Here is a 17,503-nt window from a genome sequence, read left to right as displayed (position 1 = left end):
TTATAATAGGGAGAGATTGTCAATTGAGGGAGGCTATACATAATGACAAAGCTTGATGAGAAGTTGCAAATGCTTAAAAGTTTAACTGATGCAAATGGTATTCCCGGAAATGAACGTGAAGTACGTGACGTGATGACAAACTATATTTCTCCTTTTGCCGACGAGGTAACGACAGATAAGCTCGGAAGCCTAGTAGCAAAAAAAGTTGGAAAAGAGGATGGCCCGAAGATTATGATTGCTGGTCACCTTGATGAGATTGGATTCATGGTCACTAGCATTGATGATAAAGGCTTTCTCCGTTTTCAAACGGTTGGTGGCTGGTGGGAGCAGGTAATGCTTGCACAACGGGTATCTGTCATGACGAAAAATGGAAACATCCCTGGCGTTATTGGGTCAAAGCCACCTCATATTTTATCACCCGAGGTACGAAAGAAACCTGTAGATAAAAAGGATATGTTTATTGATATCGGTGTATCGAGCAAGGAAGAAGCAATGGAATTTGGCGTTAGACCAGGAGACTCTGTCGTTCCTGTTTGCGAATTTACGGTAATGAAAAATGAAAAATACTTAATGGCCAAAGCGTGGGATAATCGCATTGGTTGTGCGATTGCGATTGATGTGTTACGCGAACTTAAAGGAGTTGACCATCCGAATGTTGTCTATGGGGTTGGTACGGTTCAAGAGGAAGTAGGTTTGCGTGGTGCCAGAACATCAACTCATTTAATCCAACCAGATATCGGCTTTGCTGTAGATGTTGGGATTGCAGGAGATACGCCTGGTGTGACTGAAAAGGAAGCCCAGGCAAAAATAGGTGAAGGTCCTCAAATTGTGTTATATGATGCGTCTATGGTTTCGCATAAGGGGCTTCGAGACTTTGTAACAAATACAGCCGATGCTCATAACATTCCGTATCAGTTTGAAACGATGGCTGGCGGAGGAACGGACTCTGGTGCCATTCACTTAACTGCAAATGGTGTACCTGCATTATCCATTACCATTGCAACACGGTATATTCATTCTCATGCAGCTATATTACACCGTGATGATTATGAGAATGCTGTGAAGCTGATTGTTGAAGTGGTTAAGAAGCTAGATAGAGAAACAGTTGATAAGATTATTTTCGATTAAAGATTACAAACTTGGTGAAAGGCCTTCACCAAGTTTTTTTTCGTTCTGACCATATTGAATGCTAATCAAGTGGAGTAGCTGCTAAAAATGAAAAGAGGATGTCCAAAAGGTTTGTTTATCCTTTTGCGACATCCTCGAAACAATGAGCGAACGGAGTCAGTGCCATCTATTTTTAGACTCTAATGCCGACTCCTTACTACCATCATTATTGCAATCCTTGACTAATCTGCTGGCAAAGCTGTTCCTTTTGCTGGTCATCAGCATTCTTCCAATACACTTCAAATAAAACACCTAAGCCTGGAAGCATTTTTTCTTCACCACTTTGCAAAGCATCAACGATTGTTGCTTCAACATCTTCTTGACTACTTCCTTGAATGTTTGACATGATTGCACCGCGTAAATTAAATCCCATAATGAACACTCCTTTAGTTAAAGTATCGTTGCTACTGTTAGTATGTCGCATCATTGGCTGGATTATGAGAAAAAAAATGGGTATGATGGTAAATAGAATTGAAAAGGATAAAGGGGTTTGTCATGAAACGTATTGATTCTGTTAAAAACGAGCAAGTCAAGCATTGGAAAAAGCTCCATACTAGAAAGGGACGAGAAAAGGCTGGACGTTTTCTTATTGAGGGCTATCATCTAGTTGAAGAAGCTTTAAAATCAGTCATTGAAGTCGAGTGGGTGCTGCATACCGAAACGGCTACTATTCCGGCGAGCTGGAAGGCAAGTGAACGTGATTACATTATTGTTAGCGACCAAGTCATGAAGGAGCTGTCTGAAACGGAAACACCACAAGGGATAGCTGCTATTTGTGTGTTACCGCAAGAGCCATTGTTTACGGAGCTAAAAGGCCAGTTTTTAATCCTTGATCGTGTACAGGATCCGGGAAACCTTGGAACGATGATTCGCACGGCAGATGCTGCTGGAGTTACTGGGGTGATTCTCGGCGAAGGAACGGTTGATGTTTTTAATAGTAAAGTGATTCGTGCCTCACAAGGGTCGATGTTTCATTTGCCAGTTATTCGTGGGGATGTACTAGAGTGGATAGAGCGGTTTAAGGGTGTAGGGATTCCTGTTTTCGGGACAGCATTACAAGATGCCAGTTCCTATACAGCGATCGAGCCTCAGCCGGATTACGCGTTAATCGTCGGTAACGAAGGGGAGGGAGTCGCTCCAGATTTATTAGCTATTACGGATCAAAATATTTATGTTCCGATATATGGAAAGGCAGAATCATTAAATGTAGGGGTCGCAACAGGAATTCTTCTCTATTATTTACGTGGATAAGGACTTGCAACAAATGACAAGATTCACTATAATATAGAAGCACAAATGTATAAGCAAAAAGCTGTGAACGAGAGTAGTAAGCCTTACCCCACCATATAGGGAGGAGATGCCGTGACTGAAAGCATTTCTATGGCAGGAATGGTTGAATTCACTCTGGAGCTGACATCGGACCGCAAGGAAGCTTGTGAAGATGTTTCCGGCGCTGAGCCGTTATGACAATGAAGTATGTAGTAGTTATTACTATGAAATAAGGGTGGTACCACGAGCCATCGTCCCTTTGGTGACGGTGGCTTTTTTGCGTTTTAAACAAGGAAGAAGTTAGTAAAAGGAGGAATGAACAATGCGTGAGCGTTTAGAGGAGCTGCGTGATGAAGCGTTAGCGAAGGTTGCTACAGCGGAAGATGTAAAAGCATTACAGGAAGTTCGCGTCGCATATTTAGGAAAAAAAGGGCCAATTACAGAGGTACTCCGTGGAATGGGGAAGCTTTCTGCTGAAGAGCGGCCTATAATCGGTCAGATGGCTAATGATGTTCGTGATGCGATTAAGGTTGAAATTGAAGCAAAAGAAACAAAGCTGGAAGAAGCAGCAGTTGAAAAACAGTTGGCGACTGAAAGTATTGATGTAACGTTGCCTGGTCGTCCTGTTAGTCGCGGTTCACGTCATCCATTAACAGCTGTAATTGAGGAAGTAGAGGATATTTTCCTTGGCCTTGGTTTTACGGTAGAAGAGGGACCTGAGGTAGAAACAGATTATTACAACTTTGAAGCTTTAAATCTTCCGAAGGATCATCCTGCTCGTGATATGCAGGATACGTTTTATTTTACGGAGGAATTATTGCTTCGTACGCAAACATCTCCAGTTCAAGCAAGAACGATGGAGAAATACAAAGGTCAAGGGCCGGTTAAGATTATTTGCCCTGGTAAAGTATTTCGTCGTGATGATGATGATGCGACCCATTCTCATCAGTTCATGCAAATAGAAGGGTTGCTTGTTGATCACCATGTTCGGATGAGTGACTTAAAAGGAGTGCTTGAAACATTTGCGAAGCGCTTTTTCGGAGAAGATCGTCAAATTCGCTTACGTCCAAGCTTTTTCCCGTTTACAGAGCCTTCAGTTGAAGTCGATGTATCATGTGGAATTTGTGGAGGGAAAGGCTGCCGTATTTGTAAACAAACTGGCTGGATTGAAGTATTAGGTGCAGGAATGGTCCACCCACGTGTTCTTGAAATGAGTGGTTTCGATCCAAAAGTATATAGTGGTTTCGCCTTTGGAATGGGTGTTGAACGGTTAGCGATGCTGAAATATGACATTGATGACATTCGTCATTTTTATACGAATGATGTGCGTTTCTTAGCACAATTTAAACGGGTGTAAGGAGGAGACAGACATGCTAGTATCTTATAATTGGCTCCAGGATTATGTGAAAGTAGATGATTTGAGCGCGGCTGATATTGCTGAAAAGATGACGCGTGGTGGGATTGAAATAGATATCATTCATCAATTAAACAAAGGGATTTCAGGGATTGTTGTTGGTCATGTTTTAGAATGTAGCCAGCATCCAAATGCGGATAAATTAAATGTATGTAAGGTTGATATTGGTGAAGGAGAACCTGTACAAATTATTTGTGGCGCACCGAATGTTGCTGCAGGTCAAAAAGTCGTCGTTGCAAAAGTAGGGGCGGTCTTACCAGGTAATTTCAAAATTAAAAAAGCGAAGCTTCGTGGGGAAGCCTCAAATGGAATGATTTGTTCATTACAGGAGCTCGGGATTGAAAGTAAGCTCGTTCATAAAGATTTTGCTGAAGGAATTTATGTATTCCAAGAGGAGGTTGAAGTTGGACGTGATGCCCTTCAAGCCTTGAATTTAACGGATGAAGTATTAGAGCTTGATTTAACCCCAAATCGTGCAGATTGTTTGAACATGATTGGTGTTGCTTATGAAGTGGGAGCTCTATACAATCGTGAGGTTACCCTTCCGAAAGTGAGTGTCACAACAAACGATGAGAAAGCATCTGATTATATCTCGGTTCATGTTGAAGCGAAGGATGATAACCCCTATTACGGGGCGACGATAATTAAAGATGTTAAAGTAGGTCCTTCTCCGCTATGGCTCCAAAATCGTCTTATGGCAGCCGGGATTCGTCCCATTAGTAACGTTGTAGATGTAACAAACTATGTTCTATTAGAATATGGTCAACCATTGCATGCTTTTGATTATGACCGTTTTGGTTCAAAGGAAGTGTTAGTCCGTCGTGCAAACGATGGTGAGAAAATGGTTTCCTTAGATGACGTTGAACGCACATTAACTAAGGATCATCTTGTTATTACAAATGGAACTGAACCGATGGCAATTGCTGGTGTCATGGGGGGCGCAACATCTGAGGTACAGGAGGATACGACGACGATTTTACTGGAAGCGGCTTATTTCCAAAGCTCGACTGTTCGAAAGGCGTCGCGTGATTTAGGCTTACGTAGCGATTCAAGTACTCGTTATGAAAAAGGAATTGACCCGAAACGAGTTAAGGCTGCAGCTGAAAGAGCAGCATCATTAATTGCCGAGTTAACTGGTGGAACGATTGTATCTGGTGTTGTCGAGGATGATACATTAGCTATTGAAGAGCCTGACGTTCACATTTCACTTTCACGCTTAAACGAGCGCCTTGGTATGAGCTTAACGGGAGATGATATTATAAGTATCTTTTCACGCCTTCAATTTGATTATAAGCAAGACGGAGAAGCTTTCATTGTGATTGCACCTTCACGTCGTCCGGATATAAGAATTGAAGAAGACTTAATTGAAGAGGTTGCGAGACTATATGGCTATGATAACATTGCAACGACACTTCCAGAGGGCTCAACAACTCAAGGGGCATTAACAGAGTATCAGGCGAAACGCCGCCGCATTCGTCGCTTCTTAGAAGGGGCTGGACTTTCACAAGTTATTACGTATTCACTTACAAGTGCAGAAAAGGCAAAAGGTTTTGCCGGAGAATATACCGGCGTAGCACCAATCCGCTTGTCAATGCCAATGAGTGAAGACCGTAGCACGATGCGTACAAGCTTAATTCCTCATTTATTTGATGTCCTCAAGTATAATCTCAATCGTAAAAACAATGATGTCCATGTATATGAGATGGGGTCGATTTTTACGAGTGAAGAGGGAGTATTAACGAAGCAACCAACGGAGCGTGAGATGGTTGCTGGAGCTTTAACAGGAATGTGGCATGAACACACTTGGCAAGGGGAAAAGAAGCCAGTCGATTTCTTCGTTGTTAAAGGGCTTTTAGAAGGTGTTTTTGCTGAACTAGGGCTCGAAGCTGATGTTTCGTTTATTCAAGATAGAAAATCAGGTTTACACCCTGGACGTACTGCTACAATTACATTAGCTGGGAAGGAAATTGGCTTTATTGGCCAAGTGCATCCTGCGACTCAGAAGGCTGAAGATTTAAAAGAAACGTATGTTTTTCAGCTTGATTTAGAAGCGGTAATTACGTACGAAGTCGAGACGGTAGGATATGTGGCATTGCCGCGGTTCCCTGCAATTTCTCGTGATATTGCTCTCGTTGTAGATGCCGACCGTGCTGCTGGTGAGGTTGAAGCAGTTATTGTAAAATCAGGTGGGAAGCTATTAAAGAGCGTCAAACTGTTTGATTTGTATCAAGGAGAACATATGGATGAAGGCAAAAAATCATTGGCATTCTCACTTCAATACTTCGACCCTGAACGTACGTTAACTGATGAAGACGTATCTGTTGTACATGAAAAGGTATTGTCTGAATTACAGGGAAAAGTTGGCGCTAAACTAAGAGGATAAAGGAGCGGAGATGACAGAGAGGTTCTTATCTTATCTGTCATCTTTTTTCGTTTTTAATGTCGATAATTTTTTCGAGCATAATAGTAAGAGATAGCCCGTAACTATGAATAATGTAGAGTCTCTACAACAATATATTTCCAATGATGCTGCTTCATGTTATGATAGAACGTAGGATTTTGTCAGAGATTGGAGGCATTTTGGTGGCAGACAAGGAACAAAAGAAACGAACAACTGTATCAATTTATGGTCAACAGTATACGGTTGTTGGGACGGAGCCACCTCAACATGTCAAAGAAGTGGCTCAATATGTAGATCAAAAAATGAGAGAAATAAAAAAACGAAACCCGTATTTAGATACAACTCGCTTAGCTGTGTTAACGGCAGTTAATGTCGTTGATGAATATATGAAAATGCTAAAAGAACAAAATAAAGTAGAAGACACGAATGGACGGGATCGAATGACAGGAGACGACTAATCTATGCTTAGCTTTATCATTTTGTTTTTATTACTTTGTAGTTTTTTTGTTGGACGAAGACGTGGCTTTATTTTACAAGTAATCCATCTTGTTGGCTTTATTGTTTCGCTAATAGTAGCCTATAAGTACTATGGAGAATTGGCATCGTTTATACGGCTATGGATTCCGTATCCACAAATATCCTCAGATAGTCCAGTAGGGATGATTTTAAACGTTCTTGATGGTGAAAGTGTGTACTATTCAGGAATTGCGTTTGCGTTACTATTTATAGGTACCCGTATTATTTTACAAATTTTTGGGGCAATGCTTGATTTTGTTGCCCATCTGCCAATTCTTCGTTCAGTGAACAGGTTATTAGGTGGAATTCTTTGCTTTTTAGAGGCCTATTTGATTATTTTGATACTCATATACGTTGCAGCATTGTTACCAGTAGAACTTGTTCAGGAATTATTACAAAAATCAATCGTTGCACAATTAATGATCAATCATACCCCAATTTTATCGGAATGGCTTCAAGAAATTTGGGCCAAAAATGAAATATAAAAAGGAAAGCCGGGAAAAGAGTCTCGGCTTTCCTTTTTATGTAGAATTCCAAGGGACGAGCGTTGATTTTCAATAGTGAATATCGGTATCATAGTAATAGAAAGGAACGATGGACATGAACAAAAAAGAAGTAATCAACGTACTCGAAACGATTGCAATCTATTTAGAAATAAAAGGTGAAAACACATTTAAAATATCAGCCTATCGAAAAGCGGCTCAAGCGTTAGAGTCAGATGAACGAACGCTAGCTGAAATAGATGACCCTTCAAAGCTTAAAGGAATTGGAAAGGGGACCGCAGAAGTAATCAATGAACTAGTTGAGAGCGGGACATCTCGTTTGCTTGAAGAATTGAAAAAAGAGCTACCAGATGGTCTTTTGCCGTTATTAAAGCTACCGGGACTTGGTGGTAAAAAAGTAGGGAAGCTATATCAGGAGCTTGGAATAGTTGATTTGACTTCGTTAAAAGCAGCGTGTGAAGAGGGAAAGGTTCGTGACCTTGCTGGATTTGGAAAGAAAACGGAGGAAAAAATGCTCATTGCAATCCAAGAAGCAAACCAACGTCCTGAAAGACTTCCCTTACCGGTTGTGTTACCAATCGCTGAGAAAATAGAAAAGCAGCTTGAAAAAATAGAAGAAATTCAAAGATTTTCACGAGCTGGTAGTTTAAGAAGGTTAAGAGAGACAGTCAAAGATTTAGACTTTATTATTGCTACGACTGAACCTGATACCGTAAGAAAACAACTACTTGAGCTTGCACACGTCTCAAATGTTATTGCAAATGGGGAAACAAAAGTATCTATTGATGTATCAATGGATGTGACAATCTCTGTAGATTTTCGTTTAGTGAAGCTAGAGGAATTTGCAACAACCCTTCATCACTTTACTGGCTCAAAAGACCATAATGTGAAACTTCGCCAGCTTGCAAAGGCACGAGGCGAAAAAATTAGCGAATATGGAGTTGAAAATGTTGAAACAGGTGAGGTGAGGACATTTGATAGTGAAGAAGCCTTTTTTGCGCATTTTGAGCTACCATTTATTCCACCAGAAGCACGTGAAGATCAAGGAGAATTGGAACGTTTTCGAGAAGTAAACGAATATATAGAAACAGAACATATCCAATCAGACCTCCATATGCATACGACGTGGAGCGATGGAGCTTATTCAATCGAGGAAATGGTCGAGGCTGCCCGTTCAAAAGGCTATCACTATGTCGCGATTACTGACCACTCAAAATATTTAAAGGTTGCTAATGGCTTGACGGAGGAGCGTCTTAAAGAGCAACATGCGAAAATTCGTGAATTGAATAAAAAATATGAAGACTTTACGATTTTTACGGGAATTGAGATGGATATATTACCAGATGGTACATTGGATTATGAGGATGAATTATTAGCTGAAGTTGATTTTGTCATTGCATCGATACACTCTTCGTTTTCACAAAAGCAGGATGTCATTATGGAACGTTTAAAAACGGCATTAATGAATCCGCATGTTGATTTAATCGCTCATCCAACTGGACGTCTACTCGGAAGAAGAGAAGGTTATGAAGTCGATGTAGAAAAGCTGATTGAACTTGCAAAAGAAACAAAGACGGCATTAGAATTGAATGCTAACCCACACCGATTAGATCTTACTGCACGTTGGTTGAAAAAAGCAGAAGAGGAAGGTGTCCTCATTTCAATCAACACGGATGCGCATAATATAAACATGCTTGATCATATGAGCTATGGGACAGGGATGGCTCGTAAAGCTATGCTTAAAAAAGAAACCGTGTTAAACACATGGTCGGTTCAACGATTTAGACAATTTCTTGACCGTCATAAGAACTGAAACGGGAAACCCTCAATAAAGGAGTTACGTAAATGAAACGTGTACTACGAGTATTAGAATACGAGAAGATGAAGCAGCAATTGCTAGGGCATGTGTCATCTTCTCTAGGGCGTCAAAAAATTGAAGCACTCGTTCCATCAACGGATTTCACAGAAGTCCAAAAGTGGCAGTTGGAGACAGCGGAAGGAGCCAATGTTCTACGCTTAAAAGGGCATATTCCGTTAGGTGGAATTTTTGATGTGAAGGCACATGCGAAACGGGCCAAAATAGGAGGCTCTCTTTCTGCTGCTGAGTTAATTGAGGTGGCTAGCACGATATATGGCGGACGGCAGCTAAAAAAATTTATTGCGGTGATGGTAGATGAGGAAGAGGTTGCCCTTCCTATATTATATGATTACGTTACGCAAATTGAGCCTTTAACAGATCTTGAACGAGCAATTAAGCAGTGTATCGATGATAATGGGCATGTGCTTGATTCAGCAAGCTCAGAATTAAGAACGATTCGCCATCAAGTTCGGAGCTATGAATCAAGCGTCCGGTCTAAGCTTGAGAGTATTACTCGTTCCTCTAATACACAAAAGATGCTCTCAGATGCCATCGTCACAATCCGAAATGATCGCTTTGTTATACCTGTAAAACAGGAATATCGAAGCGCGTTTGGTGGGATTATTCATGATCAATCAGCATCAGGGGCAACGTTATTTATTGAACCTCAGGCTATTGTGACATTAAACAATCAGCTTCGTGAAGCAAAGGTAAAGGAAGCGCGTGAAATTGAACGGATTTTAGGTGAGCTATCAGAGCAAGTCGGTGCAGTCGCTAATGAGTTACTCGCTAATCTTGACTTACTTGCGACGCTTGACTTTATCTTTGCTAAAGCCCGATATGCGAAGGAGATTAAAGCGACAGAACCAAAGTTGAATGATAAAGGCTTAATTCTCCTGAAAAAGGCAAGGCATCCCTTAATTGATGCTGAAGAAGTTGTTCCAATTGATGTCGAGCTTGGTGAAGAATTCCGTTCACTCATTATTACAGGGCCAAATACCGGGGGGAAAACGGTTACGTTAAAAACAATCGGGCTTTTAACATTAATGGCTCAATCTGGTTTGCAAGTTCCGGCTGAAGAGGAATCGGAAATGGCTGTCTATCAAAAGGTGTTTGCTGATATTGGAGATGAACAGTCAATCGAACAGAGCTTAAGTACATTCTCTTCGCATATGACAAACATTGTTGACATTTTAGATCAAGTTGATTTTCAGAGCCTCGTTTTATTTGATGAACTAGGGGCAGGGACGGATCCGACGGAAGGGGCAGCACTAGCAATATCCATTCTTGATGATGTGTATCGCCGCGGGGCAAGTGTTGTTGCAACGACTCATTACAGTGAGTTAAAGGGGTATGCCTATAATCGGGAAGGGGCAATGAATGCAAGTGTTGAGTTTGATGTCGAGACATTAAGACCAACCTACCGTCTCTTAATCGGTGTACCGGGAAGAAGTAACGCTTTTGCGATTTCACGGCGACTTGGCTTAAGTGAAAAGATTATTGAGCAAGCGAAGCAACAAATTGATAGTGACTCCAACCAAATTGAGAATATGATTGTCTCCTTGGAAACAAGTCAAAAATCTGCAGAAACCGAGTGGCAAGAAGCAGAGCGTATTCGTACGGAGGCTGAGGAGCTTCATCAAGATTTAGTAGCACAGCTTGAAGCCGTTGAGCAAGAGAAGGAGCGCATCCTTGCTGAAGCGGAAAAGAAAGCGGCAGAAGCCGTTGCAAAGGCAAAGGAAGAAGCAGAGTTTATTATTGAAGAGCTTCGCGAAATGCAGAAGGAAGGTCTTTCAGTTAAGGAGCATCAAATCATTGATGCAAAGAAGCATCTTGAAGAGGCTGCACCAAAACTAACACCTCAGCAGAAGAAGGTAAAAAAGCAAGCTGAGGCAAAACGAGTGATTAAACCAGGTGATGAGGTAAAGGTACTAACCTTTGGCCAGAAAGGCTTTATTGTTGACCAGATTAATGAACAAGAGTTTCAAGTTCAAATGGGTATCATGAAAATGAAGGTTAATCGCGAGGATTTACAGTTGATAGGCCAGCCAAAACAGGTAGAAACAAGGCCGATAGCGACTGTTCGTGGTGGAGACCATGTGAAACCTGAGCTTGATCTTCGTGGGGAACGATATGAGGAAGCGATGATGCGTGTTGAAAAATATATTGATGATGCACTACTTGCAGGATATCATCAAGTGTCAATTATTCATGGTAAAGGTACTGGTGCCTTGCGAAAAGGGGTTAAAGAGCTTGTGAAGCGTCATCCTCATGTAAAGGGAGCTCGTGATGCAGCGATGAACGAAGGTGGCCTCGGTAATACTGTCATCGAGCTTAAATAACAAAGGAGCAAATAAATGGAAACATTATTCGAAATAGAAATCGTCCGAACAGCCGCTTATTACAGTGTGTCTGTTCTGGCTCTCCTTGTATTTTTAGCCGTATTCGAAACGGTGACTAAGTATAAAAATTGGCATGAAATTAAGCGAGGAAATCTAGCTGTTGCTTTAGCGACCGGAGGAAAAATTTTCGGAGTTGCTAATATTTTCCGACATTCGATTGAGCATTCAGATACATTGTTAACGATGCTAGGCTGGGGTGTTTTCGGATTTACACTATTACTTTTTAGTTATTTTATGTTTGAATTTCTAACACCGATGTTCAAAGTTGATGAAGAACTTGCCAGGGATAACCGTGCTGTTGGGTTTATTTCGATGGTCATTTCGATTGGTCTTTCTTATGTTATTGGCGCTAGCATCATTGCAATGTAATCTAGAGGCAAGGAGAGCGTAAAATGGAATTATTAATGAAAATATTATATATAAGCTGTGGAGCCTTTTTCCTTGCTGGTCTTATCTATATGATTTTCTTTGCGGCTTAGTTGCAGGGTTTTTACGATTCAACAAAGAATGAATTGGTAAGGGGAAGAGAGTAGCAAAAAGGAGAAGACAACACCCCTTAATAGAAAGAAAGGGTGTGTCAGGATGGGTTTCGTTCAATGGAATAGGGAAGAACAACTTGCGGTTATTACGTTGTCACGTCCGCCAGCCAATGCTTTGTCAACAAATGTATTGAAAGAACTTGACCGAGCTTTACAAGAGGTTGAAAAGGACACGGCAGCAAAAGTTGTCCTTTTACATGGTGATGGTCGATTTTTTGCAGCAGGGGCAGATATTAAGGAGTTTACTGAAATAGAATCAGGTGATATCTTTTCCGAAGTTGCCCGTGAAGCGCAACAGTTGTTTAATCGAATTGAATATTTTCCAAAGCCGGTTATTGCGGCCATTCATGGTGCAGCTTTAGGCGGAGGGCTGGAGCTTGCGCTAGCTTGCCATATCCGAGTCGCGACAGAGAACGCAAAGCTTGGCTTACCAGAATTAACATTAGGACTTATTCCTGGATTTGGAGGGACACAACGTCTTTCTGCAGCTGTTGGGAAGGCAAAGGCGTTAGAAATGATGCTAACAGGCGAAGCGATTTCAGGAAGTGAAGCGGAAAAAATCGGGCTAGTCAATGCCGTTTATACTGAAGAGACACTGTTGGCAAAAGCGAAAGAATTGGCACAGAAAATGACGAATAAAAGTCCTCTCACAATAAGTATGATTTTACAATTAGTACAGCAACGTCGTGAGCCTGATTTCGAGAAAAACTTGGAACGAGAAGCAAAGCTTTTCGGAAAAGCCTTTGATTCAGAAGATGGTCAAGAAGGAATTACGGCTTTTATTGAAAAACGAAAACCAGCCTTTAAAGGATCTTAATGTTCCGTTTATCTCCTGAGCAATCTAGTTGTTTTTCTATTCTAATCGAGGGTACAATACGTGATAAGCAACTTAGTCGCCACGTATGGTTATAAATGGTATGATTAAGTTGGTAAGATGTTAACAAATAAGGAGGCTTTTACGATGGCTATTGTGAATGTAACAGATCAAACATTTGCTTCTGAAACTAGTGAAGGAGTCGTGCTTGCGGACTTTTGGGCACCATGGTGCGGACCTTGTAAGATGATTGCACCTGTCCTTGAAGAGCTTGACTCTGAAATGGGCGATAAAGTAAAAATTGCAAAGCTTGATGTAGACGAAAACCAAGAAACAGCTGGTAAGTACAGTGTCATGAGTATCCCTACTCTTCTAGTTTTTAAAGACGGTGAAGTCGTAGACCAAGTTGTTGGTTTCCAACCTAAAGAAGCATTAGCAGAATTACTAAACAAGCACCTATAAGGTTAGAAAAAGTCGAGAGGACATTATCTCGGCTTTTTTTATTTTAGTGAATTTTAGGGTCTCCCAGTTTTTCATACTTGAAAAATACGTTTACTTCGCCAACAATAGAGAAAGAAAGGGGGAGGAAAATGGGTTATATAAAAGAAAAATTAGCTGTTCTCCCTGATCAGCCTGGTTGTTATTTAATGAAGGATCGTCAAGGTACGATTATCTATGTTGGGAAAGCCAAGGTATTGAAAAATCGTGTTCGATCCTATTTTACTGGATCACATGATGGTAAAACACAGAGACTTGTAAGCGAAATTGCGGACTTTGAATATATTGTTACCTCTTCAAATATAGAAGCACTTATTCTTGAAATGAACTTAATAAAAAAGCATGATCCAAAATACAACGTCATGCTGAAAGATGATAAATCCTATCCATATTTAAAAATTACAAATGAAAAGCATCCGCGTCTCATTACGACAAGACAGGTTAAAAAGGATGGCGGTAAATATTTCGGTCCGTATCCAAATGCTGGTGCAGCAAATGAAACGAAGAAAATGCTTGATCGGATTTATCCTTTAAGAAAATGTCGTACACTTCCTGATAAAGTCTGTCTCTATTATCATATAGGCCAATGTCTTGCTCCATGTGTGTATGATGTTTCGGATGAAGAAAATGAAAAGATGGTTCAAGAAATTACGAAATTTCTCCGTTCAGGTCATGATGAAATTAAGGCACAGCTAACTGAAAAGATGTTGAAGGCATCAGAAGAGTTGAATTTTGAACGAGCAAAGGAAATCCGTGATACTTTGCAGCATATGGAGGCAGTTCGAGAAAAGCAAAAAATGACGATAAATGATCATGTTAATCGTGATGTCTTTGGCTTTTCTTATGATAAAGGCTGGATGTGTGTTCAAGTGTTTTTTATCCGCCAAGGAAAGCTTATTGAACGAGATGTTTCCATCTTTCCTTTCTATATGGATGCGGCGGAGGACTTATTAACCTTTATCGGACAATTTTATATGAAAAAGGAACATATTAAGCCAAGTGAAATTCTCGTTCCTGATGGGGTTGATACTGACTTAATTGAACAATTCCTTGAGGTTAAGACGATTTTTCCGAAACGAGGGAAGAAAAAAGAGTTAGTAGACCTTGCGACAGAAAATGCAAAGGTTGCCTTAAAGGAAAAGTTCTCATTAATTGAACGTGATGAACAACGTACTGTTAAAGCTATTGAAAACCTAGGACAAGCGATGGGGATTGCAACCCCTTATCGGATAGAGGCATTTGACAACTCTAACATACAGGGGACTGATCCTGTATCAGCAATGGTTACGTTTATCGATGGGAAACCGAGTAGAAAAGACTATCGAAAATATAAAATAAAATCAGTTGAAGGTCCAGATGACTACGGTTCAATGCGAGAAGTGGTAAGACGGAGGTATATTCGATTATTGAATGAGGAGCTTCCTTTACCGGACTTAATCGTGATTGATGGAGGAAAGGGTCAAATTGCAGTAGCTCAAGAAATAATTTCAGATGAGTTAGGTCTGGCAATCCCTGTTTGTGGTTTAGCAAAAGATGAAAAACACCGAACCTCGCAGCTGTTAATGGGGGATCCTCCAGTTGAGATTCCATTAAAACGGGACAGTCATGAGTTTTATTTATTGCAGCGGATACAGGACGAGGTGCATCGATTTGCGATTACCTTCCATCGTCAAACCCGTTCAAAGACGTTTTTTCAATCGATTTTAGATGATATTCCCGGCGTAGGAGAAAAACGAAAACAACAGCTTTTAAAACATTTTGGCTCTGTAAAAAAAATGAAGGATGCTAAAGTTGATGAAATCACGGAACTCGGGATTCCTCAAAAAGTTGCAGAAGCTATTATTGAAAAATTGCAAGGTGAATAAAGATCTGGCTCTTGCAACAAGAAGATACTTTTGTTAAAATAAAAAGCAATTGAATATGCCACGCTTCAATATGAAGTGATGGTAGAGGCGCGAAAACCATGAGTAAAATGTCCGAGAACGATGAGGTTTGAAGACGGCATGAGAAAGGGGAATTCGCCGAAGTGTAAGTGACGCTCATACGTACTTATGCTGGACTTGTGTTGAATAAGCACAAGGCTGTCACATGACTAACCCAAAGTTATGTGGAGAACTATCTCACGTGAGAAAGGGAGCAGAGTGGTACCAGTCTGGTATTTACAGCAACGGTGAGGGGTTTTCCTTATTGTTGCTTTTTTGTTTGCTTTCATCACGCCAGAAAATGGAGAGGATGAAAAAAAATGGCAAGAATTGTACAAAAATACGGTGGAACATCGGTTGGATCCGTTGAACGGATTGAACACGTTGCAGAAAGGGTAGAAAAAACGTTCCTTGAAGGTAACGAAGTTGTTGTCGTTGTCTCAGCGATGGGGAAATCAACCGATCAATTAGTTACCCTTGCAAAGGAAATTACCGATTCACCGAGTAAACGAGAAATGGATATGCTGTTAACAACAGGAGAGCAAGTGACGATTTCATTGTTAACAATGGCATTACAAAAACGAGGCATTGATACGATTTCGTTCACGGGCTGGCAAGCTGGAATTCAAACCGAAGAAAGCCACGGTAATGCCCGGATTACGAATATAGATACAGCTCGACTTGAGAACGAGCTTTCAGAAAAAAGAGTAATCATTGTTGCAGGATTTCAAGGGGCAACAGAGAATGGTCATATTACTACATTAGGACGTGGAGGTTCTGATACGACAGCAGTTGCTCTAGCAGCAGCCTTAAACGCCGACCGTTGTGATATTTATACGGACGTTACAGGTGTGTTCACAACAGATCCACGCTATGTAAAAAACGCTAGAAAGCTGCAGGCTATTTCGTATGATGAAATGCTTGAAATGGCCAATCTAGGTGCCGGGGTATTGCATCCTCGTGCAGTAGAATTTGCAAAAAACTATAACGTTCCACTCATGGTCGCTTCAAGTATGGTCGATGAAATCGGAACAATGATTGAGGAGGAAGTATCAGTGGAAAAGAATTTAATTGTTAGAGGAATTGCTTTTGAAAATGATGTAACAAAAGTAACAGTATCAGGCTTGCCGAATAAATTAGATACATTACCAAAATTATTCACAGCACTATCTGAAAACAACGTAAATGTAGATATCATCGTTCAAAATCAGTTAGATGAGGATTCTGTAAATGTCTCGTTTTCGATTACACAAAGCATTATCGTTGAAACAATTAGAGCTTTGGAACAAGTGAAAGAAGAACTTGGTTTTACGGATATTACCCATGAAGAAGAGCTTGCAAAAGTATCAATTGTTGGTTCAGGAATGGTTTCCAACCCAGGTGTAGCGGCGGCAATGTTCGAAGTACTTGCTGCTAATGATATTTATATCAAAATGGTCAGCACATCCGAAATCAAAGTATCGGCCGTAATTAAAGAAGATGACATGGTGATGGCTGTGGAAGCCCTCCACGATGCCTTCCAACTAGCAGAACAAGAAACAGAAGTAAGCGCCTAAGAGGCGTGATTCATGTCTTATGTTCTTTTTGAGTCACTAGTCAGAAACTTACGATGAGAACCCCACTTATCGTAAGGGCACTGAAAAAGGGAAACCCACCCCTTTTTCAGTGCCCCTCTCATCGTAAGGCTTTTAAAAGATGTAGCGACTACGCTCATTGCATGAAGGCTGTGCCAAAAGGTTAAAAAAAACAACCTTTTGGCACAGCCTCTTTCTTATTCAATTTCATCTTGAACATCGGTTTCAATGTGGAATAGGACAAAGCCTTTTTTTACTGTATTTGTAGCTCCACTTGTAAATCCAGTTAAGTGTTCAACCTGTTGCGCTAAAAAGCCAGCTTCTAGCTGATAACATCGCTTGTCCTGTTTTCCCATCCACGTTCCGCGCAGTTCGAAAAGTCGTTCTCGTTTTTTTTCTTTAATGAGAGCTAAAGATCCCCAATTTGCGTCTTTAAAAAACTCAATCGTTTCTGTGATACTATGTAAAGGGTATTTTCTAGCTAATGCTTTCCCACTCCAATATAAAAGTGAATCATGTTCTTGGCCAAGTAATTCTTTTAATAAGTCATTTCGAATTAAATCATAACCAAAATGAACAGCATCCCTCTCCAATAAATCCATTGTGTGCTGACACCTCTCTTTATA

General features: G+C 40.7%; 15 protein-coding genes, 1 riboswitch and 1 other annotated feature. Of the genes, 13 read left to right on the top strand and 2 right to left on the bottom strand.

The window, feature by feature from the left end:
* The first annotated feature begins 42 nt into the window (after positions 1–42).
* Positions 43–1,128 carry a M42 family metallopeptidase gene (locus B1R93_RS09660; protein ID WP_088103771.1) on the top strand — a complete coding sequence of 362 codons (1,086 nt, stop codon included), beginning with the start codon at positions 43–45 and terminating at the stop codon, positions 1,126–1,128.
* 205 nt (positions 1,129–1,333) lie between these two features.
* Here the strand turns inward: B1R93_RS09660 and sspI are convergent, their stop codons facing one another.
* Complete coding sequence (gene sspI, locus B1R93_RS09655) at positions 1,334–1,540, bottom strand: small acid-soluble spore protein SspI (protein WP_088103770.1); 207 nt, start codon at positions 1,538–1,540, stop codon at positions 1,334–1,336.
* 122 nt (positions 1,541–1,662) lie between these two features.
* Here sspI and B1R93_RS09650 point away from each other — a divergent pair, with 122 nt between their 5' ends.
* The 12 genes from B1R93_RS09650 (at position 1,663) to B1R93_RS09595 (ending at position 16,859) form a co-directional block, all read left to right on the top strand.
* Positions 1,663–2,418, top strand: coding sequence for a TrmH family RNA methyltransferase (locus B1R93_RS09650; RefSeq protein ID WP_088103769.1), 756 nt, complete (start codon positions 1,663–1,665; stop codon positions 2,416–2,418).
* A gap of 54 nt (positions 2,419–2,472) precedes the next feature.
* Positions 2,473–2,698, top strand: a binding site (T-box leader).
* A gap of 60 nt (positions 2,699–2,758) precedes the next feature.
* Positions 2,759–3,793: a phenylalanine--tRNA ligase subunit alpha gene (pheS, locus tag B1R93_RS09645; RefSeq protein ID WP_088103768.1), complete on the top strand. Its 1,035-nt coding sequence runs from the start codon at positions 2,759–2,761 to the stop codon at positions 3,791–3,793.
* Between the two features lie 13 nt (positions 3,794–3,806).
* Positions 3,807–6,233 (top strand): phenylalanine--tRNA ligase subunit beta, encoded by a 2,427-nt coding sequence (gene pheT / locus B1R93_RS09640; RefSeq protein WP_088103767.1) that lies wholly within the window; start codon positions 3,807–3,809, stop codon positions 6,231–6,233.
* 200 nt (positions 6,234–6,433) lie between these two features.
* Positions 6,434–6,709, top strand: coding sequence for a cell division protein ZapA (gene zapA / locus B1R93_RS09635; protein WP_245308254.1), 276 nt, complete (start codon positions 6,434–6,436; stop codon positions 6,707–6,709).
* Positions 6,710–6,712: 3 nt separating this feature from the next.
* Entirely contained in the window at positions 6,713–7,252 is a 540-nt protein-coding gene (locus B1R93_RS09630; RefSeq protein ID WP_088103766.1) for a CvpA family protein, read from the top strand.
* A 109-nt stretch (positions 7,253–7,361) separates the two neighbouring features.
* Positions 7,362–9,083, top strand: a complete 1,722-nt coding sequence (polX, locus tag B1R93_RS09625) for a DNA polymerase/3'-5' exonuclease PolX (protein WP_133058632.1) — start codon at positions 7,362–7,364, stop codon at positions 9,081–9,083.
* 32 nt (positions 9,084–9,115) lie between these two features.
* Positions 9,116–11,470, top strand: a complete 2,355-nt coding sequence (locus B1R93_RS09620) for an endonuclease MutS2 (protein ID WP_088103764.1) — start codon at positions 9,116–9,118, stop codon at positions 11,468–11,470.
* A 15-nt stretch (positions 11,471–11,485) separates the two neighbouring features.
* A complete protein-coding gene (locus B1R93_RS09615; protein ID WP_088103763.1) occupies positions 11,486–11,899 on the top strand; it encodes a DUF350 domain-containing protein in 414 nt (137 codons plus the stop codon).
* Positions 11,900–12,112: 213 nt separating this feature from the next.
* The gene (locus B1R93_RS09610; RefSeq protein WP_088103762.1) at positions 12,113–12,886 is read left to right on the top strand and encodes an enoyl-CoA hydratase; all 774 of its coding nucleotides are present in this window, start codon (positions 12,113–12,115) and stop codon (positions 12,884–12,886) included.
* Positions 12,887–13,030: 144 nt separating this feature from the next.
* The gene (trxA, locus tag B1R93_RS09605) at positions 13,031–13,345 is read left to right on the top strand and encodes a thioredoxin (protein ID WP_034745400.1); all 315 of its coding nucleotides are present in this window, start codon (positions 13,031–13,033) and stop codon (positions 13,343–13,345) included.
* A 128-nt stretch (positions 13,346–13,473) separates the two neighbouring features.
* Complete coding sequence (uvrC, locus tag B1R93_RS09600; protein WP_088103761.1) at positions 13,474–15,246, top strand: excinuclease ABC subunit UvrC; 1,773 nt, start codon at positions 13,474–13,476, stop codon at positions 15,244–15,246.
* Between the two features lie 74 nt (positions 15,247–15,320).
* A riboswitch (Lysine riboswitch) is annotated at positions 15,321–15,507 on the top strand.
* Positions 15,508–15,623: 116 nt separating this feature from the next.
* Positions 15,624–16,859 (top strand): aspartate kinase, encoded by a 1,236-nt coding sequence (locus B1R93_RS09595; protein ID WP_088103760.1) that lies wholly within the window; start codon positions 15,624–15,626, stop codon positions 16,857–16,859.
* A 215-nt stretch (positions 16,860–17,074) separates the two neighbouring features.
* Here the strand turns inward: B1R93_RS09595 and B1R93_RS09590 are convergent, their stop codons facing one another.
* Positions 17,075–17,479 (bottom strand): YslB family protein, encoded by a 405-nt coding sequence (locus tag B1R93_RS09590; protein WP_088103759.1) that lies wholly within the window; start codon positions 17,477–17,479, stop codon positions 17,075–17,077.
* Positions 17,480–17,503: the final 24 nt, after the last annotated feature.

This window comes from Halalkalibacter urbisdiaboli, assembly GCF_002156385.1.
Classification (GTDB): Bacteria; Bacillota; Bacilli; order Bacillales; family Bacillaceae_D; genus Halalkalibacter_A; species Halalkalibacter_A urbisdiaboli.
Note: the sequence above shows the minus strand (reverse complement) of the source record. Positions and strands in the feature narration are given on the sequence as shown.